A 23,088-nucleotide genomic window follows, 5' to 3' on the forward strand; every position below is an offset into this window, starting at 1 on the left:
TTTTTCATGACCGCTTCTCCAACCGCAGAACGCCCAAGCCTACGCTCCCAGCGCCTGAACCAGATCACCAACGAGCCACATACCAAACTCGACGCCCTGGTCAAAGCCCACGCGCCGTTTGAAACCCAGGCCAATTTCGCCCGCTTCGTGGTCGCGCAGTACCTGTTCCAGTCGGAACTGGTAGCGTTGTACAACGATGCAGAGCTGATCAAGATCGTGCCGGACCTGGCCGAGCGTTGCCGCGCCGAAGCCGCCAAACTGGACCTGGGCGACCTCGACACCGAAGTGCCTGCACCGGTGGCCGGTGCCGTGAAAAACCCGAGCAAGGCCGAAGCCCTGGGCTGGCTGTTCGTGTCCGAAGGCTCCAAACTGGGCGCTGCGTTCCTGATCAAGCGCGCTGTGGGCCTGGGCCTGAGCGAAACCTTCGGTGCCCGTCACCTGGGTGAACCGGCCGGTGGTCGTGCCGAAGGCTGGAAGCGCTTCACCCGTACGCTCGATGCCCTGGAATTCAGCGCTGAAGAAGAGGCTGCGGTGGAAAAAGGCGCAATCGACGCGTTTGTACGCTTCACCGTCTTGCTGGAACAAGCGTACGCTAGCGCCCCTGAACTGGCGTAATGTTCCGGTAGAAACCGGATCAATGTGGGAGCTGGCTTGCCTGCGATAGCGGTGCGTCAGGTATAGATGCAGTGACTGACACACTGCTATCGCAGGCAAGCCAGCTCCCACACTTGATTGCATTCCAGTTCAGATAATCTGCATTTTTCCTACCAGATAAGCTTCACCATGACTCGCAAAACCCAATCCACCTCGAAAATCGCCCGGATCCTCTTCGGCCTGCTGGCCTACGTCAGCCTGGGCATCGGGTTGGTGGCGATTGTCGTGCCGGGGTTGCCCACCACCGAATTCATCCTGCTCGCCGCCTGGGCCGCCACCAAAAGCTCACCGCGCCTCAGCGCCTGGCTGGAAAACCACCGGCTGTTCGGGCCCATCCTGTTCAACTGGCGCAACGGCAAGATCATCGCCCGCCGGGCCAAGGTCAGTGCCACGGTGAGCATGCTGCTGTGCGCCATCCTGATGCTGGTGATGCTCGACCATGGCTGGCCGATCTACCTCGCAATCGCCGGAATGAGCCTGGGCAACCTGTGGATCTGGTCACGCCCGGAACGGCTTGCAGCGCCCGTATAACGGCGCGTGTAGGATTTTTCCTACCGCTCATCGCCTCTCTCTCATGAATTGATTCATGACGCCGATGTTTCAGACATAGCGCTGAATGGACTTGGCCTGCACTGCGTGCTTTCCAACAAGTCCATTCGTGAGTGAACCTATGTTCGACACCCTCTCCATTCGCTTGAAAATCGTGCTGCTGTCGGGCCTTTGCCTGTTGGGGGTGATTGCGCTGGTCGTCGGCATCAACATCTACAACACCAACCAGAACGATCAATTGGTCAGCGACTCCAGTTCGCGCATGCTCACCGCCAGCGTTGAGCAATTGCTGCAGGCCAAGGCTGCCGAGCAAGCGGCGCAGTTGCAGAAAACCTTCGGCGACAGCCTGGTGGCCGTGACCGCGCTGGCCGACCAGATCAAGGACTTGCGCAAGCTGGCCACCCAGCGCGGGCTTGAAGCTGGGGCGTTGCGCGAGGCGCTCAACCAGAGTCTGAAAACCGCCTTTGACCGTAACAATAAGGTGTTGGGCATCTGGCTTTCATTCGAGCCCAATGGCCTGGACGGCAAGGACAGCGAGTTCATCGACGACAAAGCCCGCGTCTCCAACGAAAAAGGCCGCTTCTCCAGTTACTGGAGCCGCGCAGCAGGCGAAGGCCTGAACACCATCATGGTCGAGGACGACTTGACCAAGACCACCCTCAACCTCAGCGGTACGCCCTACAACATTTGGTACACCTGCCCACGCGACACGCGTAACACTTGCCTGCTGGACCCGTACGAAGACACCGTGGCTGGCAAACCCGTGTTGATGACGACCATCTCGCTGCCGCTGATCGTGGACGGCAAGGTTATCGGCGTGGTGGGCGTCGACATCGCCCTGAATGCGTTGCAAGCCACCACTGATATCGCACAGAAAGACCTGTTCAATGGCGCCGCGCACCTGGAAATCCTTTCAAGCACTGGCCTGATCGCGGCCTACAGCGGTGAACCGGCCAAGGTCGGCAAGAACCTGATCGACACCCTTGGCGCCGAAGGCAAGGAAATCGTGCAGTTGCTGGCCAGTGACAACCGCATGATCCGCGAACAGGACGGCACCATTCGTGCCGTGTACCCGGTCAAGCCGATTGCCGATGCCAAAGCCTGGGGCGTGGTGATCAAGCTGCCCAAAGCCGTGATGCTCGCCGATAACGTGAAACTGCAAGGTGTGCTCGACGACGCCCAGGCCGCCGGCACCCTCAAGGCGCTGCTGGTGGCCGCCGCGGCCGGCTTGCTGGGCCTGCTGCTGATCTGGCTGACCGCCACCGGCGTAACTCGCCCAATCAACAGCGTGGCCGCCATGCTCAAAGACATCGCCAGCGGCGACGGCGACCTGACTCAACGCTTGGCTTACGCCAAGAAGGACGAATTGGGTGAACTGGTCAACTGGTTCAACCGCTTCCTCGACAAGCTGCAACCGACCATCGCCCAGATCAAGCAAAGCATCACCGAAGCCCGTGGCACCGCCGATCAGTCCTCCGCCATCGCGCGCCAGACCAGCGAAGGCATGCAGGTGCAGTTCCGCGAAATCGACCAAGTGGCTACGGCCTCCAACGAGATGAGTGCCACTGCCCACGACGTCGCCAACAGCGCCTCCAATGCCGCCAGCGCGGCACGCGGGGCCGATCAGTCGGCGCGCGAAGGCATGTCGATCATCGAGCAGAGCACTCGCGACATCACCACCCTGGCCGAAGAAGTCAGCAAGGCCGTGGGCGAAGTCGAAGCCTTGGCGGTCAACAGCGAGCAGATTGGTTCGGTGCTGGAAGTGATCCGCAGCATCGCCGAGCAGACCAACCTGCTGGCGCTGAACGCCGCCATCGAAGCCGCACGCGCCGGAGAAAGCGGACGTGGTTTTGCGGTGGTGGCCGACGAAGTGCGCAACCTGGCCAAGCGCACCCAGGATTCGGTAGAGGAAATCCGCCTGGTGATCGAGCGCATCCAGAGCGGCACCCGTGGCGTGGTGGCGACCATGCATTCAAGCCAGAGCCAGGCCCAGAACAATGCCGGGCAGATCCATCAAGCGGTGCAGGCCTTGGGCAAGATCAGCGACGCGGTGACCGTGATCAGCGACATGAACCTGCAAATCGCCAGCGCCGCCGAACAGCAGAGCGCGGTGGCCGAGGAGGTCAACCGCAACGTCTCGGCGATCCGCACCGTGACCGAAACCCTCACCGGCCAGGCCACCGAGTCGGCGGCCATCAGCAGCCAACTCAATGCGTTGGCCAGCCAGCAGATGAAGCTGATGGATCAGTTCAGGGTTTAAACGCCGGTCCAGGCACTGACAAACGCCGCCACATCTTCCTTGGGCGCTGTGCGCGGTGGATTCTGCGGCGTGCCCAGGTAGAGGAAGCCAATCACTTCCTCATCTGCCGTCAGCCCCAGGCCTTTGGCGACATGGGACGAGTAGGACAGTTCACCCGTGCGCCACACGGCGCCAATCCCCTGGGCATACGCCGCCAGCAGGATGCCGTGGGCCGCACAGGCGGCTGCCAGCAATTGATCGGATTTCGGCACCTTGAAGTGTTCCTGCAAACGGGCAATCACCACCACCACCAAGGGCGCACGCAACGGGCCGTTCTGGGCCTTGTCGATGGCGGCTTGTGGCGCGTCGGCGTCTTGCAGGCGCGCAGCCTCGGCCAGCAGCGTGCCCATTTGCTCACGGGCCGCACCTTCAACGGTGAGGAAGCGCCAAGGGCGCAATTGACCGTGGTCGGGCGCGCGCATGGCGGCGGCGAACAGCACGTCGCGCTGCTCCTGGGTCGGTGCCGGTTCCAGCAGACGCGGCACGGAAACACGGTTGAGCAAAGCGTCGAGAGCCTGCATTGGCCACCTCCAGAGAAAAATGTGCGGCCATTCTAGCGGGAATGAATCGGATTCGACCAAACGATAATTGCTCTTATTCATTGCGCCCCGCCCTGTTAGACTTTGCGACCTTATTTTTTGCCTTCGTCCGGGAAACTTGATGTTCCGTTCGCTTTTTCGCCTGTCCGCAGCCGTGCTGGCCTTGAGCCTGGCCGCCTGCGATGACGCGCCCAGGTTTACCAAGGCCGAGCCGGGTGAATCACGGGCGGGCGGTGCTGCAACGGTGAACAAGCGCGACCAGAACGCGTTTTCCCTGCCCTCGGCCAACCTGTCGCCTACCCGCCGCCTGGATTTCAGCGTCGGCAACAGCTTCTTTCGCAGCCCGTGGGTGATCGCACCGTCTACCACCACCGCGCGTGATGGACTTGGCCCACTGTTCAACACCAATGCCTGCCAGAACTGCCATATCAAGGATGGCCGTGGGCACCCGCCGTTGCCCGACGCACCGAATGCGGTGTCGATGCTGGTGCGCCTGTCGATTCCGGATGCAGCGCCCTATGCCAAGCTCATCGAACAGGTCGGCGTGGTGCCCGAGCTGGTCTACGGCGGTCAGCTGCAGGACATGGCCGTGCCGGGCGTGCTGCCGGAAGGCAAGGTGCGGGTCGACTACACACCGGTCAACGTGACGTTCAAGGACGGCACCGTGGTCGAGTTGCGCAAGCCAGACCTGCAGATCACCCAGCTCGGCTACGGCCCGATGGATCCGGATACACGCTTCTCCGCACGCATCGCCCCGCCCATGATCGGCCTGGGCCTGCTCGAAGCCATCAGCGACGCCGATATCCTGCGCAATACCGACCCGAAGACCGCCGACAAAGAAGCCATCGTCGGCCGCGCCAATTGGGTCTGGGACGACGCCCAGCAAAAAACCGTGCTCGGGCGTTTTGGCTGGAAAGCCGGGCAACCCAACCTCAATCAACAAAATGTTCACGCGTTTTCTGGTGATATGGGCCTCACCACCTCTTTGAGACCCTTCGATGACTGCACCGATGCCCAAGTCGCCTGCAAGCAGGCCCCCAACGGCAATGGCCCCGATGGCGAGCCGGAAGTCAGCGACAACATCCTGCGCCTGGTGCTGTTCTACACCCGCAACCTCGCCGTGCCGGCGCGCCGTGGCGTCAACACGCCACAGGTGCTGGCCGGCAAGAACCTGTTCTACCAGGCCGGTTGCCAGGGTTGCCACAACCCCACGTTCACCACGGCGGCCAATGCCGCCGAACCTGAGCTGGCCAACCAAGTGATTCGTCCGTACAGCGACCTGCTGCTGCATGACATGGGCGAAGGCCTGGCCGACAACCGCAGCGAATTCAAGGCCGGTGGCCGCGACTGGCGTACGCCGCCGTTGTGGGGCATTGGCCTGACACAAACCGTGAGTGGCCACACCCAGTTCTTGCATGACGGCCGCGCCCGCAACCTGCTGGAGGCCGTGCTGTGGCACGGCGGTGAAGCACACGCGGCGCAGCAGCATGTGTTGTCCTTTAATGCCGAGCAGCGCGCTGCGTTGCTGGCGTTCCTGAATTCTTTATAAGCTTCGCCCCAATTACAGAAGGGAGCTCGACATGTTCCGTCCCAAGTTGTTGTTCACCAGCCTGGCCGCCCTCGCCCTCGGCGCCTGCTCGCCGCAAGACCCGCAAGCGGTGACCTCGGCGGCCATCGCCAAGCAAGTGATCCTGCCGACCTACAGCCGTTGGGTCGAAGCCGACCGCCAACTGGCCGTCAGCGCCCTGGCCTACTGCCAAGGCAAAGAGAGCCTGGACACCGCCCGTGCCGACTTCCTGCACGCGCAGAAGGCCTGGGCCGAGCTGCAACCGCTGTTGATCGGCCCGCTGGCCGAAGGCAACCGTTCGTGGCAGGTGCAGTTCTGGCCAGACAAGAAGAACCTGGTCGGCCGCCAGGTCGAGCAACTGGTCGCCAGCCAGCCGCAGATCGATGGCGCCGCCCTGGCCAAGTCCAGCGTGGTGGTGCAAGGCCTGTCGGCCTACGAATACATCCTCTATGACGCCAAGACCGACATCGCCGACGACGCGCAAAAAGCCCGTTACTGCCCACTGCTGGTGGCCATCGGCGACCGTCAAAAAGCCCTGGCCGAAGAGATCCTGGCGAGCTGGAACAGCACCGACGGCATGCTGGCGCAGATGACCAAGTTTCCGAACCAGCGCTACGCCGATTCCCACGAAGCCATTGCCGATCTGCTGCGCGTCCAAGTGACCGCACTGGACACTCTGAAGAAGAAACTCGGCACGCCAATGGGCCGCCAGACCAAGGGCATCCCGCAGCCCTTCCAGGCCGATGCATGGCGCAGCCAGTCGTCCCTGCAAAGCCTCGAAGCCAGCCTCGCCGCCGCCCAGACCGTATGGGTCGGCGTCGACAACAAAGGCCTGCGTGGCCTGCTGCCGTCCGAGCAGAAGCCGTTGGCCGACAAGATCGACGCCGCCTACGCCGCGTCGCTGAAACTGTTCGCCAGCAACCAGCGCACCCTCAATGAACTGCTGGCCGACGACGCCGGGCGCCAGCAGCTCAACGATCTCTACGACAGCCTCAACGTCGTCCACCGCCTGCACGAAGGCGAGCTGGCCAAGGCGCTGGGTATCCAACTGGGCTTTAACGCCAACGACGGTGACTGATGATGCTCAGGCGACAGGCTTTGGCGGTTGGCAGCGTGCTGCTCAGTGCGCTCACTCTGGGCGGCTGGACGCTGTTCAAAGGGAAAGACAAGGGCCCGCTGCTGCTGTCGGCGCGGGATGATGCAGACGGCAAGCACTATGCCGTGGGCTATCGCCTGGACGGCAAGCCGGTGTTTGCCACCCAGGTCGGCCAGCGCTGCCACGACATCATCAACCACCCGACGCTGCCAATTGCACTGTTTGTCGCCCGTCGCCCAGGCACCGAGAGTTACCTGATCGACCTGCGTGATGGCACGCTGCTGCAAACCATCACTTCCAAGGCGAATCGCCATTTCTATGGCCACGCGGTCATTCACAAGAGTGGCGACTGGCTGTACGCCACCGAGAACGACACGACCGACCCCGGCCGTGGCCTCCTCGGTGTGTATAAGTTCGAAGGCGAGCGGCTGGTGCATACCGGCGAGATGTCCACCCACGGCATCGGCCCGCATCAGGTGTCGTGGATGCCCGACGGTGAGACGCTGGTGGTGGCCAACGGCGGCATTCGCACCGAAGCCGAAAGCCGCGTGGAAATGAACCTCAATGCCATGGAGCCAAGCCTGGTGTTGATGCACCGCGACGGCAGCCTGATCAGCAAGGAAACCCTGGGCCAGCAGATGAACAGCGTGCGCCATATGGGGATTGCCAGCGATGGCACCATCCTCACCGGGCAGCAGTTCATGGGCGCGTCACAGGAGCGTTCCGAGTTGCTGGCGATCAAGCGGCCGGGCCAACCCTTCGTGGCGTTCCCGGTGGCGGATGAGCAGTTGCAGGCCATGGGGCACTACACCGCCAGCGTCGCGGTGCACAGCGAGTTGCGCCTGGTGGCGTTGACGGCTCCACGGGGCAACCGCTTCTTTATCTGGGACATGGACAGTGGCGAGCTGCGTCTTGATGGGCCATTGCCTGACTGTGCCGGTGTCGGGGCCGTCGAGAATGGCTTTGTCGTGACCTCGGGCCAAGGTCGTTGCCGGTTCTACGATTGTCGTCAGAAACCGTTGGTGGCAAAGCCGTTGGAATTGCCCGCCGGGCTCTGGGATAACCACCTGCATCTGATCTGAGCTGGCGCACAGCAAAAAAAAGGGCCTCGCATCGCAAGGCCCTTTCCTGGGGGTTTGAATCGTTTCAACTCTGTGGCCTCATCCCTTGAGACATGCCAAACATGAACAGCAACAACTCATGATCAGGCTTGGCTGCGGTGCTCGCCTTGGCGACGCGCGGCAACAGGCATTGCGCGCCACCCTGCGTTGCACTGAGCACCTGTGTGCGAGGCTGTTCCCAGGCCGCCAGCGCCAAGGCTGCAACGCCCAACGCCCCGACCAGGAACAAACCTCGTGCTATTTCTAGCTTCATCTGGTTAAACCCTTGATAGCGCTGCCAAACGCCGTCTCATAAAAGTAGCTGAGTTTCTTCCAGTCGGTGTCGTTCCACGACGAATGGCGGCGCAGTTGCAGCATGTCATGGGAAGCGGCCCGATAAGCGGTCAAGCGTTGGCGGCATTTCTCGAAATCCAGCAGCGCCACTTCGACGTTGGCCGAGTCGCCCTGGCCGGTCACCCTTACAAAAATGTGCTTGATGTACAGGCAGCCATGCTGCCAGCGCCCAAGGTGCATACGCGCCAAGGTGCCAGCAAGCTCCTTGAGCACGCGCTCATGCACCAGCTCGCCGTACTGTTCACGACCACCGGCGGCATACCAGTTTTCGATTTCGTCGAAGCCATCGAGGGCCGCAGTCACCAACAGGGCCTGCCAGTGGTGCTCAGGGTCGCGGCGCGCCTCGCAAAAAACCATCTCGGGTACGCGTACATCCAACAGGCGCAGGCCCTTGATGGCATCCCGCTCACGCAACACAGTGGGACGGCCAAACGGGTGCAACCAACTGCGGTAGATATGGCCGGTCTGGCGCTTGCTGTAGAGCAAGCGTCCATTGGCACTCATCACGCGTTGCACACCACTTTCACCCCCACGCCGACGGTTGGGTTCTTCGACCCACTCGCCTTGCTGGCGCCAGAAATAATCAAAGCGTTCTTCGGGCGCTACATGACTGCCTGCTACGCACTCAACTGCCATCCTGTTACCTCTTGCGCAATACATACACTCGCCACATGGCGTAGAGCGGAATGAAGTCCAGGGACTCCTGAACACGGAAACCGGCTTCTTCGAATTCTGCTTCAACAGTAGCAGCCGGTAACACAAATCTGTTTTGGTAACCTTCCTGCTCACCTTTTTTACGACGCTGCTCTTCGAGACGTTTGCGTTTCCAGGCTTTGAAATTGCCATCGACCCACAGCGAAACGATCACGCTGTCACGGGTAACGCGCTGAAACTCCCGCAATATCGCCAGTCGGTGCGCCGGATCACCAATGTGGTGCAACAGGCGCATACAAAAAATGCTGTCGACCGAGTTATCCGGCAGATCGATATCAAACGCTGATGTCTGCAAGGGTCGTACCCGTTTCACCACATCGGCGGGCTGGGCGACCGTTGCCACCTTCAACATCGACGCCGAGTTGTCGGCGCCAATGATGACGCGGTTGGGCTTTTCGGCCAGCAGCGGCCAGAAACGCCCGGCGCCGCACGGCAAGTCGAGCACCAGGCCAGGCTCACCGGCCATCGCCAGCGCGCCACGGGCCAATTGCTCGTCGCGTTTGTGGGACAACCGGCGGGCCAGATTGTCCTGATGCTTGAGCAAATACTCTTGGGCGTGTTCGTCGTCGTACTTTTCGGAAAATTCGAGTTTGGTCGGGGTAGACATCAACGGATCTCCAGTTGCTGATGCCTACAACCTTAAGCAGCCGTCTGTGATCAACAGGTCAACCCGTTGTGAAAAACTTGTCCTGTCCAATCCCCATACATTTCAAGACTTTACAGACACAAGCAATGGCATGGGGCCATCTTCGCCGAATGACGGTGATCTCTGGCAGGATAGCGGCAGAGGGTGGAGTCAGGCGTTGACCTGACTCAGTTGCACATGAAAGCGGCAGCCATTGGGCTCCATGGTGCTGAGGCTCACGGTCCAGCCCTGGTTCTCGCAGATGCGCTGGACCAGCGACAATCCCAGGCCCAGGCCTTCTCCGCGTTTCTCGCTGCCGCGTACAAACGGCTCGAACATCGCCTCACGTTTGTCTTCGGGAATACCGACCCCGCTGTCTTCCACCACAAAGCCCGTGGGTTCCAGGGTCAAGCGGATGAACCCGTGTTCGGTGTAGTGCAGGGCGTTGCGCAGCAGGTTGCCCATGACGGCGTGCAGGAAGGTGGTGTTATAGCGCGTGTCCAGGGGGTGACCGGGGTTGTAGATCAGCTCCAGGCCTTTTTGCTCGATGGGCTCGCGCCAGATACCGAGCAGATCATCGGCCACCTGCGCGAGGCTGACCTGCGGCGACATGGCCGACTCATCATGCTGGGCACGGGCCAGCATCAGGAAGGTCTGCACCAGTTCGCGCATCTCTTCGCAGGCGCGGGCGATACGCAGCACCTGGTTGCGCCCACGCTGGTCGATGGCCGGGTTTTCCAGCAGCAGCTCGCAGGAGCTGGCCAATACCATTAACGGTGTGCGCAATTCATGGCTGACATCACTGGTGAACAACTGCTCACGGGACAGCGCCTGACGCAGGCGTCCCAGGGTGGCATCGAAGGCCACGGCCAGTTCCCCCACTTCATCCGCCGCGTAATCCGGTGCCAACGGCGGCGCCAGGCCCAGCAGTTGGTCACGGTGACGCACCTGACGGGCCAGCCGCACGACCGGCGCCATCACCTTGCGCGCCAACACCCAGCCGAGGAATACCGCCAGCGCCAGGCTGAGGACGAAACCCACCAGCACCACGGCAAACAGCACGCGCTCGCGCTCTTCAAAATCGCTTTGATCCTGCAGCAACACGTAGCGCCGACCGTCGACCACTTCGACCATGGCGTGATACGACAACGCTTCGCGGAACACTTCATGGAAGCCGGGCTCAAGGTGACGCAGATCCTTGGGCAACTCAAAATCGCCAGGGCCACCGCTGAAGTAAAACAGCTGATCCGGCTCGGGCCGGTGCCGCCAGTCTTCGACCGTGTCCATCAGCAGCAAGCGCTGCAGGTCACCGCCCAGGCCCGCCGAGATCAACTTCTCTTCCACCAGGTGCACCGTCGCGACGATGCCCATGGCAAAGGCCCCCGCCACCAACGCACTCATCAAGGCAAAGGCGATGATGATCCGTTGGGCAAGGCTTTGCTTAAACTCCATCACGACCCTCTGCCAGGCGATAACCGACACCGTGCACCGTTTGCAGCAGCGGCTTGGCGAACGGTTTGTCGATCACTTGGCGCAATTGGTGGACGTGGCTGCGCAGGCTGTCGCTGTCCGGGCAGTCGTCGCCCCACAGGGCTTCTTCGAGAATTTCGCGGCGCAACACGTGCGGGCTCTTTTGCATCAGCACCGCCAGCAGTTTCAGGCCAACTGGGTTGAGCTTGAGCAAGCGGCCTTCGCGGGTCACTTCCAGGGTGTCGAGGTCGTAGCTCAGGTCACCCACTTGCAGGGCGCGGCGCCCGCCACCCTGGGCACGGCGCAGCACCGCTTCGATGCGCGCGGCCAGTTCCGACAGGGCAAACGGTTTGAGCAGGTAGTCATCGGCGCCAGACTTGAAGCCCTGCAACCGGTCATCCAGTTGGTCGCGGGCGGTGAGCATGATCACCGGCGTGTCGCGGCGCGCATCTTCGCGCAGGCGTTTGCACAAGGTGTAGCCATCGATGCCAGGCAGCATGATGTCGAGCACGATCAGGTCGTAATGCTCGGTGGCGGCCAGGTGCAGGCCCGACAAACCGTCCTGCGCACAGTCCACGGTATAGCCTTTTAGCCCCAGGTAATCGGCCAGGTTGGCCAGAATATCGCGGTTGTCTTCAACCAATAAAATTCGCATGGGCAGTGTCTCCGTACGCGGTAACGGCCGTGTTGGCTCGCGCAGCTTAAGGCCAACTGTGGCTCAGGGATAGACCTGGAAGGCCCGTCGATTAAGGTTTTCAACCGATATTTTAGTTGAACGAGATTTTCACTATAGCTTCACAAGTTGACTACAGTGTCAGAGCGAAGATCGCCGCCCATTGATATAAGGAACATAGACATGGGGTTTCTCAAAACAGCGCCTATGCGCTATTTGCTGTTGGTAACCGGTGCCTGGCTGGTTGTTTTCCTGCTCACGCGCAGCGTGTTGCTCATCACTCACCTGGATGAAGTCGGTGGCAACCTGCTACCGGTGTTTGGCGTGGGCCTGCTCTACGACTTGGGTTTTTTGGCCTACGCGGCGCTGCCGTTGGGGCTGTACCTGCTGCTCTGCCCCCCTGCGCTGTGGCGTCGTCGTGGGCACCGCTGGTTTTTGCAGGCGGTGCTGACGGTCAGCCTGTTCGCCATGTTGTTCACGTCGGTTGCCGAATGGCTGTTCTGGGATGAGTTCGGCGTGCGCTTCAACTTTATCGCCGTCGACTACCTGGTGTACTCCGATGAAGTGCTTAACAACGTGCTGGAGTCCTACCCGATCGGCAAGCTGCTGAGCCTGTTGGCGATGCTCGCGATTGTGTTGAGCCTGGCCCTGCGCAAACCGTTCAATGCCGCGATGAATGCGCCTTTGCCACCGCTGCGTGGCCGCCTGGTCAACGCCCTGGGCCTGTTGGTGGTCGCAGGCCTCAGCCTGCAACTGATCAGCCAGGACAGCCCGCGCCCCCAAGGCGGCAACGCCTACAAGAACGAGCTGGCGAGCAATGGCCCTTACCAGTTTTTTGCCGCATTCCGTAACAACGAACTGGACTACACCCAGTTCTACAAAAGCCTGCCGGCGGATGTGGTTGCCAAGCAGTTGCGCGCCGAACTCAGCGAGCCCAACGCCCGCTTCATCGACAAAGACCCGCTGGATATCCGCCGTGCTATCACCAACCCCGGCACGTTGCGCAAACCCAATATCGTGCTGGTGACCATCGAAAGCTTCAGTGCCAAGTACATGGGCAGCAACGGCGACGACCGCAATCTGACGCCCAACCTGGATGCCCTGCGCAAACAAAGCCTGTACTTCAATAACTTCTATGCCACCGGCACTCGCACCGACCGAGGCCTGGAGGCGATCACCCTGGCGATCCCACCGACACCGGGCCGTTCGATCGTCAAGCGCATCGGCCGCGAAAGCGGCTTCGCCAGCCTCGGCCAGCAGCTCAGCGCCATCGGCTACGACAGTGTGTTCGTCTACGGCGGGCGCGGTTATTTCGACAACATGAATGCATTCTTCAGCGGCAACGGTTATCGGGTCGTCGACCAGAGCAGCGTGCCCGAGTCAGAAATATCGTTTAAAAACGCCTGGGGCATGGCCGACGAAGACCTCTATAAACAAAGCCTGAAACTGGCCGATGCGGACTACGCCAAGCAACAGCCCTTCCTGCTGCAACTGATGACCACGTCCAACCATCGCCCCTACACCTATCCCGATGGGCGCATCGATATCAAATCCGGCAACGGCCGCGACGGCGCGGTGAAATACACCGACCATGCCATCGGCGAATTCCTGGAGGCTGCACGCCAGAAGCCGTGGTTCGACAACACGATCTTCGTGTTCGTCGCCGACCACACCGCCGGCAGCGCCGGCAAGGAAGACCTGCCGATCACCAACTACCAGATTCCCCTGTTCATCTATGCCCCCAAGCTGGTCGAGGCACGGGAGACCGCGCAACTGGCCAGTCAGATCGATTTGGCCCCGACCTTGCTAGGGCTGATCAACCTGAGCTACGAATCGACGTTCTTCGGTCGCAACCTGTTGCAAGACAACCCGCTGCCACCGCGTGTTGTGGTCGGCAACTACCAGCACCTGGGACTGTTTGACGGCAAAGACCTGGCGATCCTCAGCCCCCGCCAGGGCCTGCGTCGCCATGACCAGGCGCTAGGGGAAAGCCAGGAGTTGCGGGTGGGCAGCGATGACCCGCTGATTCTGCGCGCCATCACTTACTACCAGGCCGCCAGCTATGGATTCAAACAGCAATTGCTGAGCTGGAAAGCGCCGAAGGACGTGACGCCAGCAATCAGCGCCCGCTGATCGTCACCCCGAGCCCTTGCCTGCGCAGGGGCAAGGGCGTAACACTTGCGCCCATTCTCCGGCGACGACGCCCTTTCATGTCCGACACCCTGCTGCTGATCGAAGATGACCGCCCTCTGGCCGCACTGACCGCCGAGTTTCTGCGCGCCGAAGGGTTTACCGTGTCGGTGGAGCATCGCGGCGATCGCGCGGCCCAGCGTATCCGTGATGAGCAGCCGGCGTTGCTGATTCTGGATGTGATGTTGCCGGGCATCGACGGTTTTACCCTGTGCAGACAGATCCGCGACCACTACCCTGGTTTGATCCTGATGATGACGGCGCTGGACGAAAACGCCGAGCAACTGACCGGGTTCAACGTTGGCGCGGATGACTATGTGGTTAAACCCGTCGACCCACTGCTGTTGCTGGCCCGTATCCGTTCGTTGCTGCGTCGCCATCCGCAAGCCTCGCGTGCTTATTACCAGTGGGGCACGTTTCGATTGGATCTCAACCACCACTTCGCCTGGCTCGATGAGGTGCCCTTGCAGTTTTCGGTAGCCGAGTTCGAGTTGCTCACGATTTTCGCCCGCCATTGCGGGGTGCTGCTGACCCGCGAAAAGCTCCTGCAAAACCTGCGTGGCCTGGAGTACGACGGGCTCAATCGCTCCGTGGACATGCGTGTCTCACGCCTGCGCAAGAAGTTGATGAGCCTGGGGTGCCCGGTGACCATCCAGACCATCACGGCCCAGGGCTACCTGTTTGTCGAAATCCCGCAAGGCGCCCAGCATGCTCTCTAACGTGCGGCCATGGATGGCAATCGTGGCGGGCACCAGTTGGGGCGCGTTGACGCTTTATCTGTTGTGGCTGTGCGCGAATGCCTCGGTGTTTGTCGGTGAATACAGCTTTTTGCGCTTGATGGCCGGGCCGGGTTACCTGGTGGCGGAGCAGCTCAAGCCGTTGCCGGCCGAGCAGCGTGAAGCGCGCATGGACGCGCTGCGTGCGCGCTTCCAGTACCCGATCAGCCTGGTCAAGCTGGACGCGATCGAACTGCCGCCCGAGGCCCTGATCATGCTCAAGCACCAACAACCGGCGCAGAGCAGCGATGAAGACATCACCTACTTTCCGCTCGACGACACCACCCTGATCCAGTTCGGCCCGATGTGGGGAACGGCTGAGGTCAAGGACCTGCTGCAATTCCCGGTGTATGGCATCACCGCGTGCGTGGCTGGCCTGCCGTTGGTGCTGTGGATGTGGCTGGGTCTGCGCGCACGCCGCCAGCGTCGCGCCGATGTGGAAGCACTCAATGCCTGCCTGGGCACCCTGGCTCGCACGCCCAACGCCATGCTGCCGGCCATGGGCAAGGAATGGACGCCGCTGCTGCAAACCGTGCAACAACATGCGCAGGACATTACGGCCATGAGCGAGCGTCACCGCGAGGTGTCCCAAGCCGTTTCCCACGAACTGCGCACACCCTTGGCACGGATGCGTTTCGCCTTGACCTTGCTGAGCAAAAGCGACGACTCACTCACCCGTACCCGCTTGCAGGAACGCCTGCAAACCGACGTGGAAGAACTCGAAGCCCTGGTCCGCGCCAGCCTGACCTTTGCCCGGATGGCCGGTGCGCCCACCGACTTGCAGCATGAACCCATCCCTATCCGTGACTGGCTGCATCAGGAATTTGCCTTGCTCGACGGGCACCAACGCCGCCTGAGCCTGGACACCAAGCCGGCGGACCTGCAATTGGTCGGCGACCGCGCCTTATTGCACTTGATCGTACGCAACCTGTTGAGCAATGCCGTCACCTACGCCCGCGAACAGGTGTGCGTCAGCGCGGCCTGCCAGGATGAGCACCATCTTGTGCTGCACGTGGACGACGACGGCCCTGGCATCCTTGCCGAAAACCGCGAAAAGGTATTCGAACCCTTTGTCCGGCTGGCCATGGGCGGCGATGAGCCCGGCGGTTTCGGCCTCGGCCTGGCGCTGGCCAGGCGTGCGACCCAGTGGCATAGCGGCAAGCTGTCCGTTACGCGCAGCCCTTTGGGCGGTGCACGCCTGACCCTGATCCTGCCCCTACGCCCCCAGTAACCAGCGTGTTACAGCCTGTGACAGTGAACCGCTGGCATTCTCCGTAACCTCGCCACCTGATCCAGGATTAGCCCTGTGCCCTGGGTCCCGTCCTTTGGATCAGGTTGGAGAGCCCGTTCATGCGTCCCCCCAAGAAGCATTTGCTCACGTTGATGCTATCGCTGTGTATCGCCGCCAGTTCACTGCTGGCCTGCCACTGGGGGAGGCCCATACCCCGCACAAGCGCATATGTGCCTGCCGAAGAGCCTCTCGACAGTACGACTGCATCGTGGTCCGCTGCACGTGTGCTCTTTATCGGCCAACCCACCCTGGCCCGCGGGATGACATTCAAGAAGCTGTTGCGTCGACGCGGGATAGGCTGAGTAGGAGTCGTCCACAAAAAAGCCCCGCCTGCATCACTGCAGGCGGGGCTTTTCAGTTAGCCGGGTAAGGCTGGCTTACATCATGCCGCCCATGCCACCCATGCCGCCCATGTCTGGCATACCGCCGCCAGCTGCGCCTTCAGCCTTCGGCTTGTCGGCGATTGCAGCTTCGGTGGTCAGGATCAGACCGCCGATGGAGGCTGCTGCTTGCAGCGCGGAACGGGTTACCTTGGTAGGGTCCAGGATGCCCATTTCGATCATGTCGCCGTAGACGCCAGTCGCAGCGTTGTAACCGTAGTTACCTTTGCCGTTCTTGACTTCGTTGACCACAACGCTTGGCTCGTCGCCGGAGTTGGCAGCGATCTGACGCAGTGGTGCTTCAACAGCGCGACGCAGTACGGCGATACCGACGTTCTGGTCTGCGTTGTCGCCGGTCAGGTTGGCCAGGGCTTCCAGAGCACGGATCAGCGCAACGCCACCGCCAGGTACCACGCCTTCTTCAACGGCTGCGCGGGTTGCGTGCAGGGCGTCTTCAACGCGGGCTTTCTTCTCTTTCATTTCAACTTCGGAACCGGCGCCAACCTTGATCACTGCAACGCCGCCGGACAGCTTGGCCAGGCGCTCTTGCAGTTTTTCACGGTCGTAGTCGGACGAAGTCTCGGCAACCTGGGCACGGATCTGGGTGATGCGAGCCTGGATGTCCTGCTCTACGCCAGCACCGTCAACGATGATGGTGTTTTCTTTGGAGATGGTAACGCGCTTGGCACTGCCCAGGTTTTCCAGGGTGGCGCTTTCCAGGCTCAGGCCGATCTCTTCGGAGATAACGGTACCGCCGGTCAGGACGGCGATGTCCTGCAGCATGGCCTTGCGACGGTCGCCGAAGCCTGGAGCCTTGACGGCTGCAACTTTAACGATGCCACGCATGTTGTTCACAACCAGCGTCGCCAGGGCTTCGCCTTCAACGTCTTCGGAAACGATCAGCAGTGGGCGGCCGGCTTTGGCAACGGCTTCCAGTACTGGCAGCATTTCGCGGATGTTCGAGATCTTTTTGTCGACCAGCAGGATCAGCGGGCTGTCCAGCTCGGCAACCATGGTTTCTGGCTTGTTGACGAAGTACGGGGACAGGTAGCCACGGTCGAACTGCATGCCTTCTACAACCGACAGTTCGTTTTCCAGGCCAGTGCCTTCTTCAACGGTGATCACGCCTTCTTTGCCGACTTTTTCCATGGCTTCGGCAATGATGTCGCCGATGGAGCTGTCGGAGTTGGCAGAGATGGTGCCTACCTGAGCGATAGCCTTGGTGTCAGCGCATGGCTTGGACAGGTTTTTCAGCTCGGCAACGATAGCGATGGTCGCCTTGTCGATACCGCGCTTCAGGTCCATTGGGTTCATACCGGCAGCGACGGCTTTGTAGCCTTCGTTGACGATGGCCTGAGCCAGGACAGTAGCGGTGGTGGTGCCGTCGCCTGCGTCATCGTTGGCACGGGAGGCAACGTCTTTGACCAGCTGCGCGCCCATGTTTTCGAAACGGTCTTCCAGTTCGATTTCTTTGGCTACGGAAACGCCGTCCTTGGTGATGGTCGGAGCGCCGAAGCTCTTCTCGATGATCACGTTACGGCCTTTCGGGCCCAGGGTCGCTTTTACTGCGTCAGCCAGGATGTTGACACCGGTGAGCATTTTCTTGCGGGCGGAATCGCCGAATTTAACTTCTTTAGCAGCCATGATCGATAATCCTTAAATACTTTGGAGTAACGGGAAAATGAGCGGGAAAATTACGCTTCCAGTACGGCGAGAATCTCGTTCTCAGCCATGACCAGCAGGTCTTCGCCGTCAACTTTCACAGTGTTGCTGCCGGAGTAAGGGCCGAATACAACCTTGTCACCGACTTTAACGGCCAGAGCACGCACTTCACCGTTTTCCAGGGTTTTGCCTGGGCCAGCAGCGACGATCACACCGTGGTTGGCTTTTTCAGCAGCCGAACCTGGCAGAACGATCCCGCCGGCGGTTTTCTTTTCTTCTTCGCTGCGACGGATTACGACGCGGTCGTGCAGAGGACGAAGCTTGCTCATTGTCGATCTCTCCTAATTGTGTTTTTCATCGGCCGGTGTCAGTACCGGCGGGTTGTATTCCGGCTGTGCCGGTCGCGCCTCGCCAAGCAAGACGCGGAAGTCTGTCTGGTGTCGCCACCAGAAACCTTGCGGTGACCGTTACATAAGGGCGCATAAGCTTATTACAAGGGGCCTCGGCGTAATTTTTTTGCGTGTGCCGACGGCTCAAAGCAACACGGCACCCAGAGGTGCCGTGCCAGTGAAGCGGTTATTTGCTGTCGCGGTGTTCGAACTCGCCTTCGATCACATCGCCTTCACGCCCCAGCGGCTGGCGCGGGGCCGGACCGCCACGGGGTTGCAGGTCATCGGCGAACGCACGCTGGCGAACCGCAGCCTCTTCGGCGCGCTGGCGCATCTTGCCGGCCAGCAGTTTGCGGGTGAACGGCAGCAACATCACCAGGCCCACCACGTCGCTGATGAAGCCCGGCAGGATCAACAGGCCACCGGCCAGGGCCATCATCAGGCCTTCGAGCATGGTCTGGGCGGGCAGTTCACCGCGATTCAGACTTTCACGGGCACGCAGCGCCGTGGCCAGGCCGGCGACGCGCAGCACCAGGACGCCGAGCATCGAGCCGAGAATAATCAGCAACAGGGCCGGGAAAAAGCCGATCGCACTGCTGACTTGAACGAATACGAACAGCTCCAACACCGGGAACAGCAGAAAGAGCAATAAAAAAGGGCGCATCAAATGGTTCCTCAACGCAAGAATGCCTTGCCAGTCCACCTTAGATGACGTCGCCGTTTCGTGAATTCAAGCGTCAGCGGCTTCTTTTTTCGGCCAGACCTCGGCGTGAGCCAATGAAACCAGGGCTTCGCGTACTTGTGTCGGCGTGTTGCAAGACTCCGCAAACGGCAACCAATATAAGGATTGGCCTATACGCAAGTGCATGCCTTCGCTGTCGATGCCGGCCAACTGTGCAGGCTCGGAGGTCGGCAGGCCGGTGAGGTCGACGTAATGGGCAATGGCCTTGGTGTGATCGCTGTTCATGTGTTCGATCATGCTGCGCTCGGCCTTGCCCGCAAACGGGTTGACCAACGTCAGGTGGTCGACCCAATGAATCGCGCCAAAGCCGCCGATGTAACGGTGACGCACCGGGTTGAGTACCCAGAAATCGAAGTCGTGGGCCTTGTGATAGTTGGCTGAATCGGGGAAATAGCGGTAATAACGCTCGGCAGCCGCCTCGATGGCAGCGCCCTCCTCCAGTTTTTCGGCTTCGGCCAGGTAGGTCAGGCGCCCGACGGCCTGCACGTCATCCGCCTCGCGCTCACCCACCAGCAGCGAGCACTTGGGGTCTTTCTGCAGGTTGTGGGTGTGCTGGGCAATGCGGCTGATCAGGATCAGCGGGCGGCCCTGCTCATCCAGGCAATACGGCACGACCGAACCGAAGGGGAAGCCAGGCATGGCTTTGGACAGTGTGGAGAGAGCCCCACGGTATTCCTTGAGCAACAGCTCTCGGGCGTTCTTGGCAACCTGTGCGCTCAACGTATGACTCCTCGGATAATCAGTCGCCCATGGCCTACGGGGCCTATGGGAATGAATCTCAACGCAAGGTAATCATTATCGGCAAAGGTTGCCAAGCAGGTTTTGTTCGCCCGTGTTACCAGGCTACGCCGAAGCCTGCGGTGTAACGGGTCTTGCTCAAGCTGCTGTCGGAGTCGCCACTGATGATATCGCGCTCGGCCTTGAGGTTGAGCGAAGCCCACTCGGTGACTTTGTAGCGCAGGCCCATTTCTGCATCCAGCGAGTATTCGGCCGGGCCGCCGATCGGCTTGCCCACTTCGCCGTTGGTGAAGAACTCGACGGTCTTGCCCACCAGGTAGCGGTTGTAGTTCCACTTCATGGCCAGGGAATAGAAGTTGTCCTTGCCGCCGTCGGCGTATTCATAGTCGGTGCGGTTGACCAGCGAGCCCAGGGAGAACGCGCCGAGTTCATCGTCCCAGAACTGATAGCCGGGGCCGGTGCCGACGGTGCGTTGGCGGGACAGGTCTTCAACCTTGTCGCGCTTGTAGGTCAAGCGACCCTGCCAGAACCAATGCTCGGTCAGGAAGCGATCGAGGTCGTATTCCAGGGCCCAGTTGTCGGTGGTGGTGACATCATCCTGGAACTCACGGTTGTACTCGCCCTGCCCGGTGTGACGCCATTGGCCATGGCGGGCGGTGGTCTTGAAGTCGATGTCGTAGTCGTTGGTGTCTTTGTCGGCGCGTTTATAGTCCAGCGCCATGTCCACGTTGCCTTTCCACACCAGGTCTTCGATCACCGGCTTGGGCTTGATGATCTGTTGGATGCTGGCCAAATCGACGGTCTTGGGCGCTTCACCGTTGGCCAGCACCACCTTGCCGTCATCCGCTGCTTTCAGCGACTTGGCCTTCTCGCCGGTGTAGGCGTCCTGCTTGACCAGCAGCTCCTGATCACTCTCCAGGGTTTTCACCTGTTTCCAGTCCACCGGGATGGCACCTGCGTAATCGGTCTGGATCAGCAGCTTGCCACCGTCGAAGACCTTGATCTTGCCGGTCAGGCGGTCACCGTTCTTCAACCAGACGGTATCGGCGAGCAAGGGCGTGGAGGCGCTGAAAACAGCGAGGCACAGCAGGGTTCTGGACAACATAAGCGGATCGGGAGCTCAAGGTTGGCGAAAAGGGGCGATTATCGTGTTAGATAGCTAGGACTGACTCAAGGATTTAAGTTGAGTTCAATTCTCATCAACACACTTACAGACCTTTCCTACAATTGTGCCGTCGGTATCAATGGATATGCCCACCGTGAATCAGCCCGCTGAAACGCCACAAAGCCCCGCCGAAATGCGCCGCACCGCGCTCTACCTGACCCTGGCCCAAGTGCCCGCAGGCTGCGTGGTGAGCTACGGCGAGCTGGCTCACTTAGCGGGCCTCGGCCGTGCGGCGCGTTGGGTGGGACGCACCCTCAGCCAACTCCCCGAAGACACCAAGTTGCCCTGGCACCGCGTGCTGGGTGCCGGTGGTCGGATAAGTCTGCCGGTGGGCAGTGCTTCGGGTGACGAGCAGCGGGCGCGTTTGCGCGATGAAGGTGTCAATATCCTGAACAATCGCGTTGATATTCAGCGCCATGGCTGGCGCCCGGTAGAGCACAGCGGTTAGAGTGCGCGCTTTGTTTCCGCAAATCTGAGGCAGACTCCAGCCCATGCCCCGTAAAACCTGGCGCGCCGCGCTCGCTGCCTATGCCAGCCCCTCGACGTTGGTCCTGTTGTTGCTCGGCTTTGCCGCCGGCCTGCCTTACATGTTGGTGTTCTCGACGCTTTCAGTGTGGTTGCGTGAAGCCGGTGTGGCGCGCGAGACCATCGGCTATGCGAGCCTGATCGGTTTGGCGTATGCCTTTAAATGGGTGTGGTCGCCGCTGCTCGACCAATGGCGCCTGCCGTTGCTCGGCAAACTCGGGCGCCGTCGCTCCTGGCTGGTGCTGGCCCAGTCGCTGGTGATCCTCGGATTGATCGGCATGGGTTTTTGCGACCCGCAGAAACACTTGTCCTGGCTGATCGCTATCGCTGTCATCGTCGCCTTCGCCTCCGCGACCCAAGACATCGCGGTCGACGCCTACCGCCTGGAAATCGCCGACGACAGTCGCCAGGCTGCTTTGGCCGCCAGTTACATGTCCGGTTATCGCATCGCCGCCTTGCTCGCCACGGCGGGTGCACTGTTTTTTGCCGAAGGTTTCGGCTCCACCGGTTTCAACTATAAACACTCGGCCTGGACCGGCACCTATGTGCTGTTCGGCGTACTGATGATCCCGGCGCTGCTGACCACCCTGTTCATGCGCGAACCCAATGTGCCACTGCGTACCCAGTTGCAGGCCGGGCGTTACAGCTTCGTGCATCAGCTGGCATCGGTGTTCGTACTGATCGTGTTGCTGGTGTCAGTGCCGGCGATGTTCACCCAGCTGTTCAACACCGATTTCGAAAGCGTGCTGTTCCACGGCATGAGCCTGTGGGACTTGCTCATGGAAGACCGTGCGTTCCTGCGCGCCATCCTCTATATCACCCTGACCTCCCTGTGCCTCTCGGCCATGGGTCGGCGTGGCCTGGCGCCGGTGCTGACGCCGGTCAACGACTTCATCCTGCGCTACCGCTGGCAAGCGTTGCTGCTGCTGGGGCTGATCGCCACCTACCGCATGTCCGACACTGTAATGGGCGTGATGGCCAACGTGTTCTACATCGACCAGGGCTTTACCAAGGACCAGATCGCCGGGGTCAGCAAGATCTTCGGCCTGATCATGACCCTGGTCGGCGCCGGCATGGGCGGCCTGCTGATCGTGCGTTTCGGCATCCTGCCGATCCTGTTCATCGGCGGCGTGGCCTCGGCCGGCACCAACCTGCTGTTCGTGATGCTCGCTGACATGGGCCCGGACCTGCAGATGCTGATCTTCACCATTTCCCTGGATAACTTCAGCTCAGGACTGGCGACCTCCGCGTTCGTGGCCTACCTTTCGAGCCTGACCAACCTGAAGTTCTCCGCCACCCAATATGCGTTGCTCAGCTCGATCATGCTGCTGTTGCCGCGCCTGATCGGTGGGTATTCGGGGGTGATGGTGGAGAAGTTCGGCTATCACAACTTCTTCCTGATCACCTGCATGCTGGGCGTGCCGACGCTGGTGCTGATTGCGCTGCATTGGTTTCAGGAGAACCGGCGGGCGAAGTTGAATCCGCCGCAGGAAGACTGACACACCTCGGTCAATGTGGGAGATTCTATGTTGCAGGGGAACCCTGCAACCTTAAATTCGGCTGGTATTCGCTCTGATTTTTCATAAGCGC

22 protein-coding genes and 1 pseudogene are annotated in these 23,088 nt (G+C 60.9%); 12 read left to right on the plus strand and 11 right to left on the minus strand.

Annotated features, from left to right (window positions below; genetic code table 11):
• The first annotated feature begins 6 nt into the window (after nucleotides 1-6).
• The 4 genes and pseudogenes from ACP7BX_RS25310 (at nucleotide 7) to ACP7BX_RS25325 (ending at nucleotide 3,463) form a co-directional block, all read left to right on the plus strand.
• Entirely contained in the window at nucleotides 7-615 is a 609-nt protein-coding gene (locus ACP7BX_RS25310) for a biliverdin-producing heme oxygenase (protein ID WP_314530951.1), read from the plus strand.
• Between the two features lie 168 nt (nucleotides 616-783).
• Nucleotides 784-1,185, plus strand: a complete 402-nt coding sequence (locus ACP7BX_RS25315) for a YbaN family protein (RefSeq protein WP_269131904.1) — start codon at nucleotides 784-786, stop codon at nucleotides 1,183-1,185.
• A 280-nt stretch (nucleotides 1,186-1,465) separates the two neighbouring features.
• Nucleotides 1,466-2,605 (plus strand): annotated as a pseudogene (locus ACP7BX_RS25320) (HAMP domain-containing protein); the annotation flags it as partial.
• A 102-nt stretch (nucleotides 2,606-2,707) separates the two neighbouring features.
• Nucleotides 2,708-3,463 carry a methyl-accepting chemotaxis protein gene (locus tag ACP7BX_RS25325; RefSeq protein ID WP_371858613.1) on the plus strand — a complete coding sequence of 252 codons (756 nt, stop codon included), beginning with the start codon at nucleotides 2,708-2,710 and terminating at the stop codon, nucleotides 3,461-3,463.
• On the opposite strand, the gene ACP7BX_RS25330 is transcribed toward ACP7BX_RS25325, so the two are convergent.
• Nucleotides 3,460-4,023 (minus strand): NAD(P)H nitroreductase, encoded by a 564-nt coding sequence (locus ACP7BX_RS25330; protein WP_426132039.1) that lies wholly within the window; start codon nucleotides 4,021-4,023, stop codon nucleotides 3,460-3,462. The two genes, ACP7BX_RS25325 and ACP7BX_RS25330, sit on opposite strands and share 4 nt — an antisense overlap.
• A 139-nt stretch (nucleotides 4,024-4,162) precedes the next feature.
• Here ACP7BX_RS25330 and ACP7BX_RS25335 point away from each other — a divergent pair, with 139 nt between their 5' ends.
• From ACP7BX_RS25335 to ACP7BX_RS25345, 3 genes are read left to right on the plus strand one after another with little or no spacing between them, the layout of a single operon-like run.
• Nucleotides 4,163-5,590, plus strand: a complete 1,428-nt coding sequence (locus tag ACP7BX_RS25335; RefSeq protein ID WP_426132040.1) for a di-heme oxidoredictase family protein — start codon at nucleotides 4,163-4,165, stop codon at nucleotides 5,588-5,590.
• A gap of 31 nt (nucleotides 5,591-5,621) precedes the next feature.
• Complete coding sequence (locus ACP7BX_RS25340; RefSeq protein WP_033898548.1) at nucleotides 5,622-6,686, plus strand: imelysin family protein; 1,065 nt, start codon at nucleotides 5,622-5,624, stop codon at nucleotides 6,684-6,686.
• Nucleotides 6,687-6,688: 2 nt separating this feature from the next.
• Nucleotides 6,689-7,786: a DUF1513 domain-containing protein gene (locus ACP7BX_RS25345; RefSeq protein WP_426132044.1), complete on the plus strand. Its 1,098-nt coding sequence runs from the start codon at nucleotides 6,689-6,691 to the stop codon at nucleotides 7,784-7,786.
• A 64-nt stretch (nucleotides 7,787-7,850) separates the two neighbouring features.
• On the opposite strand, the gene ACP7BX_RS25350 is transcribed toward ACP7BX_RS25345, so the two are convergent.
• The 5 genes from ACP7BX_RS25350 to colR form a co-directional block, all read right to left on the minus strand.
• Nucleotides 7,851-8,078, minus strand: coding sequence for a hypothetical protein (locus ACP7BX_RS25350; RefSeq protein WP_028617789.1), 228 nt, complete (start codon nucleotides 8,076-8,078; stop codon nucleotides 7,851-7,853).
• On the minus strand, nucleotides 8,075-8,794 hold the full coding sequence (locus tag ACP7BX_RS25355; RefSeq protein WP_426132041.1) for a lipopolysaccharide kinase InaA family protein: 720 nt from the start codon (nucleotides 8,792-8,794) through the stop codon (nucleotides 8,075-8,077). Before ACP7BX_RS25355 ends, ACP7BX_RS25350 begins: the two co-directional genes overlap by 4 nt.
• A 4-nt stretch (nucleotides 8,795-8,798) precedes the next feature.
• Nucleotides 8,799-9,479, minus strand: coding sequence for a class I SAM-dependent methyltransferase (locus ACP7BX_RS25360; protein ID WP_269131907.1), 681 nt, complete (start codon nucleotides 9,477-9,479; stop codon nucleotides 8,799-8,801).
• Nucleotides 9,480-9,668: 189 nt separating this feature from the next.
• Nucleotides 9,669-10,949 carry a sensor histidine kinase gene (locus ACP7BX_RS25365; RefSeq protein ID WP_033898552.1) on the minus strand — a complete coding sequence of 427 codons (1,281 nt, stop codon included), beginning with the start codon at nucleotides 10,947-10,949 and terminating at the stop codon, nucleotides 9,669-9,671.
• A complete protein-coding gene (gene colR / locus ACP7BX_RS25370) occupies nucleotides 10,939-11,622 on the minus strand; it encodes a two-component system response regulator ColR (protein WP_003175870.1) in 684 nt (227 codons plus the stop codon). Before colR ends, ACP7BX_RS25365 begins: the two co-directional genes overlap by 11 nt.
• Before the next feature lie 201 nt (nucleotides 11,623-11,823).
• On the opposite strand from colR, the gene ACP7BX_RS25375 reads away from it, so the two are divergent.
• From ACP7BX_RS25375 to ACP7BX_RS25385, 3 genes are all read left to right on the plus strand, one after another.
• Nucleotides 11,824-13,773 (plus strand): LTA synthase family protein, encoded by a 1,950-nt coding sequence (locus ACP7BX_RS25375; protein WP_426132042.1) that lies wholly within the window; start codon nucleotides 11,824-11,826, stop codon nucleotides 13,771-13,773.
• A gap of 77 nt (nucleotides 13,774-13,850) precedes the next feature.
• Complete coding sequence (locus ACP7BX_RS25380) at nucleotides 13,851-14,549, plus strand: response regulator transcription factor (protein ID WP_314530928.1); 699 nt, start codon at nucleotides 13,851-13,853, stop codon at nucleotides 14,547-14,549.
• Nucleotides 14,539-15,837, plus strand: a complete 1,299-nt coding sequence (locus ACP7BX_RS25385; protein ID WP_314530926.1) for a sensor histidine kinase — start codon at nucleotides 14,539-14,541, stop codon at nucleotides 15,835-15,837. The genes ACP7BX_RS25380 and ACP7BX_RS25385 overlap by 11 nt, the downstream gene beginning before the upstream one ends.
• Nucleotides 15,838-16,274: 437 nt before the next feature.
• On the opposite strand, the gene groL is transcribed toward ACP7BX_RS25385, so the two are convergent.
• The 5 genes from groL to ACP7BX_RS25410 form a co-directional block, all read right to left on the minus strand.
• Entirely contained in the window at nucleotides 16,275-17,921 is a 1,647-nt protein-coding gene (groL, locus tag ACP7BX_RS25390; protein WP_028617795.1) for a chaperonin GroEL, read from the minus strand.
• Between the two features lie 50 nt (nucleotides 17,922-17,971).
• On the minus strand, nucleotides 17,972-18,268 hold the full coding sequence (locus tag ACP7BX_RS25395) for a co-chaperone GroES (protein WP_016975516.1): 297 nt from the start codon (nucleotides 18,266-18,268) through the stop codon (nucleotides 17,972-17,974).
• A gap of 247 nt (nucleotides 18,269-18,515) precedes the next feature.
• On the minus strand, nucleotides 18,516-18,992 hold the full coding sequence (locus tag ACP7BX_RS25400; RefSeq protein ID WP_038848696.1) for an FxsA family protein: 477 nt from the start codon (nucleotides 18,990-18,992) through the stop codon (nucleotides 18,516-18,518).
• A gap of 66 nt (nucleotides 18,993-19,058) precedes the next feature.
• Nucleotides 19,059-19,790, minus strand: a complete 732-nt coding sequence (locus ACP7BX_RS25405; RefSeq protein ID WP_426132043.1) for a HugZ family protein — start codon at nucleotides 19,788-19,790, stop codon at nucleotides 19,059-19,061.
• Between the two features lie 115 nt (nucleotides 19,791-19,905).
• Nucleotides 19,906-20,913 carry a DUF481 domain-containing protein gene (locus ACP7BX_RS25410; RefSeq protein WP_033898563.1) on the minus strand — a complete coding sequence of 336 codons (1,008 nt, stop codon included), beginning with the start codon at nucleotides 20,911-20,913 and terminating at the stop codon, nucleotides 19,906-19,908.
• Between the two features lie 145 nt (nucleotides 20,914-21,058).
• Between ACP7BX_RS25410 and ACP7BX_RS25415 the strand changes: the two genes are divergently transcribed.
• Nucleotides 21,059-21,421, plus strand: a complete 363-nt coding sequence (locus ACP7BX_RS25415) for an MGMT family protein (RefSeq protein WP_177073944.1) — start codon at nucleotides 21,059-21,061, stop codon at nucleotides 21,419-21,421.
• Between the two features lie 43 nt (nucleotides 21,422-21,464).
• Nucleotides 21,465-22,997, plus strand: a complete 1,533-nt coding sequence (locus tag ACP7BX_RS25420; protein ID WP_314530907.1) for an AmpG family muropeptide MFS transporter — start codon at nucleotides 21,465-21,467, stop codon at nucleotides 22,995-22,997.
• The last annotated feature ends 91 nt before the right edge of the window (nucleotides 22,998-23,088 follow it).

The organism is Pseudomonas sp. DWP3-1-3b3, assembly GCF_049896305.1.
GTDB classification, from domain to species: domain Bacteria; phylum Pseudomonadota; class Gammaproteobacteria; order Pseudomonadales; family Pseudomonadaceae; genus Aquipseudomonas; species Aquipseudomonas azotoformans_A.

What these genes read in the sequence shown, in the direction of transcription:
- ACP7BX_RS25310 (WP_314530951.1), top strand. Translation starts at nt 7, where the DNA reads ATGACCGCTTCTCCAACCGCAGAACGCCCAAGCCTACGCTCCCAGCGC.
- ACP7BX_RS25315 (WP_269131904.1), top strand. Translation starts at nt 784, where the DNA reads ATGACTCGCAAAACCCAATCCACCTCGAAAATCGCCCGGATCCTCTTC.
- ACP7BX_RS25325 (WP_371858613.1), top strand. Translation starts at nt 2,708, where the DNA reads ATGCAGGTGCAGTTCCGCGAAATCGACCAAGTGGCTACGGCCTCCAAC.
- ACP7BX_RS25330 (WP_426132039.1), bottom strand. Translation starts at nt 4,023, where the DNA reads ATGCAGGCTCTCGACGCTTTGCTCAACCGTGTTTCCGTGCCGCGTCTG.
- ACP7BX_RS25335 (WP_426132040.1), top strand. Translation starts at nt 4,163, where the DNA reads ATGTTCCGTTCGCTTTTTCGCCTGTCCGCAGCCGTGCTGGCCTTGAGC.
- ACP7BX_RS25340 (WP_033898548.1), top strand. Translation starts at nt 5,622, where the DNA reads ATGTTCCGTCCCAAGTTGTTGTTCACCAGCCTGGCCGCCCTCGCCCTC.
- ACP7BX_RS25345 (WP_426132044.1), top strand. Translation starts at nt 6,689, where the DNA reads ATGCTCAGGCGACAGGCTTTGGCGGTTGGCAGCGTGCTGCTCAGTGCG.
- ACP7BX_RS25350 (WP_028617789.1), bottom strand. Translation starts at nt 8,078, where the DNA reads ATGAAGCTAGAAATAGCACGAGGTTTGTTCCTGGTCGGGGCGTTGGGC.
- ACP7BX_RS25355 (WP_426132041.1), bottom strand. Translation starts at nt 8,794, where the DNA reads ATGGCAGTTGAGTGCGTAGCAGGCAGTCATGTAGCGCCCGAAGAACGC.
- ACP7BX_RS25360 (WP_269131907.1), bottom strand. Translation starts at nt 9,479, where the DNA reads ATGTCTACCCCGACCAAACTCGAATTTTCCGAAAAGTACGACGACGAA.
- ACP7BX_RS25365 (WP_033898552.1), bottom strand. Translation starts at nt 10,949, where the DNA reads ATGGAGTTTAAGCAAAGCCTTGCCCAACGGATCATCATCGCCTTTGCC.
- colR (WP_003175870.1), bottom strand. Translation starts at nt 11,622, where the DNA reads ATGCGAATTTTATTGGTTGAAGACAACCGCGATATTCTGGCCAACCTG.
- ACP7BX_RS25375 (WP_426132042.1), top strand. Translation starts at nt 11,824, where the DNA reads ATGGGGTTTCTCAAAACAGCGCCTATGCGCTATTTGCTGTTGGTAACC.
- ACP7BX_RS25380 (WP_314530928.1), top strand. Translation starts at nt 13,851, where the DNA reads ATGTCCGACACCCTGCTGCTGATCGAAGATGACCGCCCTCTGGCCGCA.
- ACP7BX_RS25385 (WP_314530926.1), top strand. Translation starts at nt 14,539, where the DNA reads ATGCTCTCTAACGTGCGGCCATGGATGGCAATCGTGGCGGGCACCAGT.
- groL (WP_028617795.1), bottom strand. Translation starts at nt 17,921, where the DNA reads ATGGCTGCTAAAGAAGTTAAATTCGGCGATTCCGCCCGCAAGAAAATG.
- ACP7BX_RS25395 (WP_016975516.1), bottom strand. Translation starts at nt 18,268, where the DNA reads ATGAGCAAGCTTCGTCCTCTGCACGACCGCGTCGTAATCCGTCGCAGC.
- ACP7BX_RS25400 (WP_038848696.1), bottom strand. Translation starts at nt 18,992, where the DNA reads ATGCGCCCTTTTTTATTGCTCTTTCTGCTGTTCCCGGTGTTGGAGCTG.
- ACP7BX_RS25410 (WP_033898563.1), bottom strand. Translation starts at nt 20,913, where the DNA reads ATGTTGTCCAGAACCCTGCTGTGCCTCGCTGTTTTCAGCGCCTCCACG.
- ACP7BX_RS25415 (WP_177073944.1), top strand. Translation starts at nt 21,059, where the DNA reads ATGCCCACCGTGAATCAGCCCGCTGAAACGCCACAAAGCCCCGCCGAA.
- ACP7BX_RS25420 (WP_314530907.1), top strand. Translation starts at nt 21,465, where the DNA reads ATGCCCCGTAAAACCTGGCGCGCCGCGCTCGCTGCCTATGCCAGCCCC.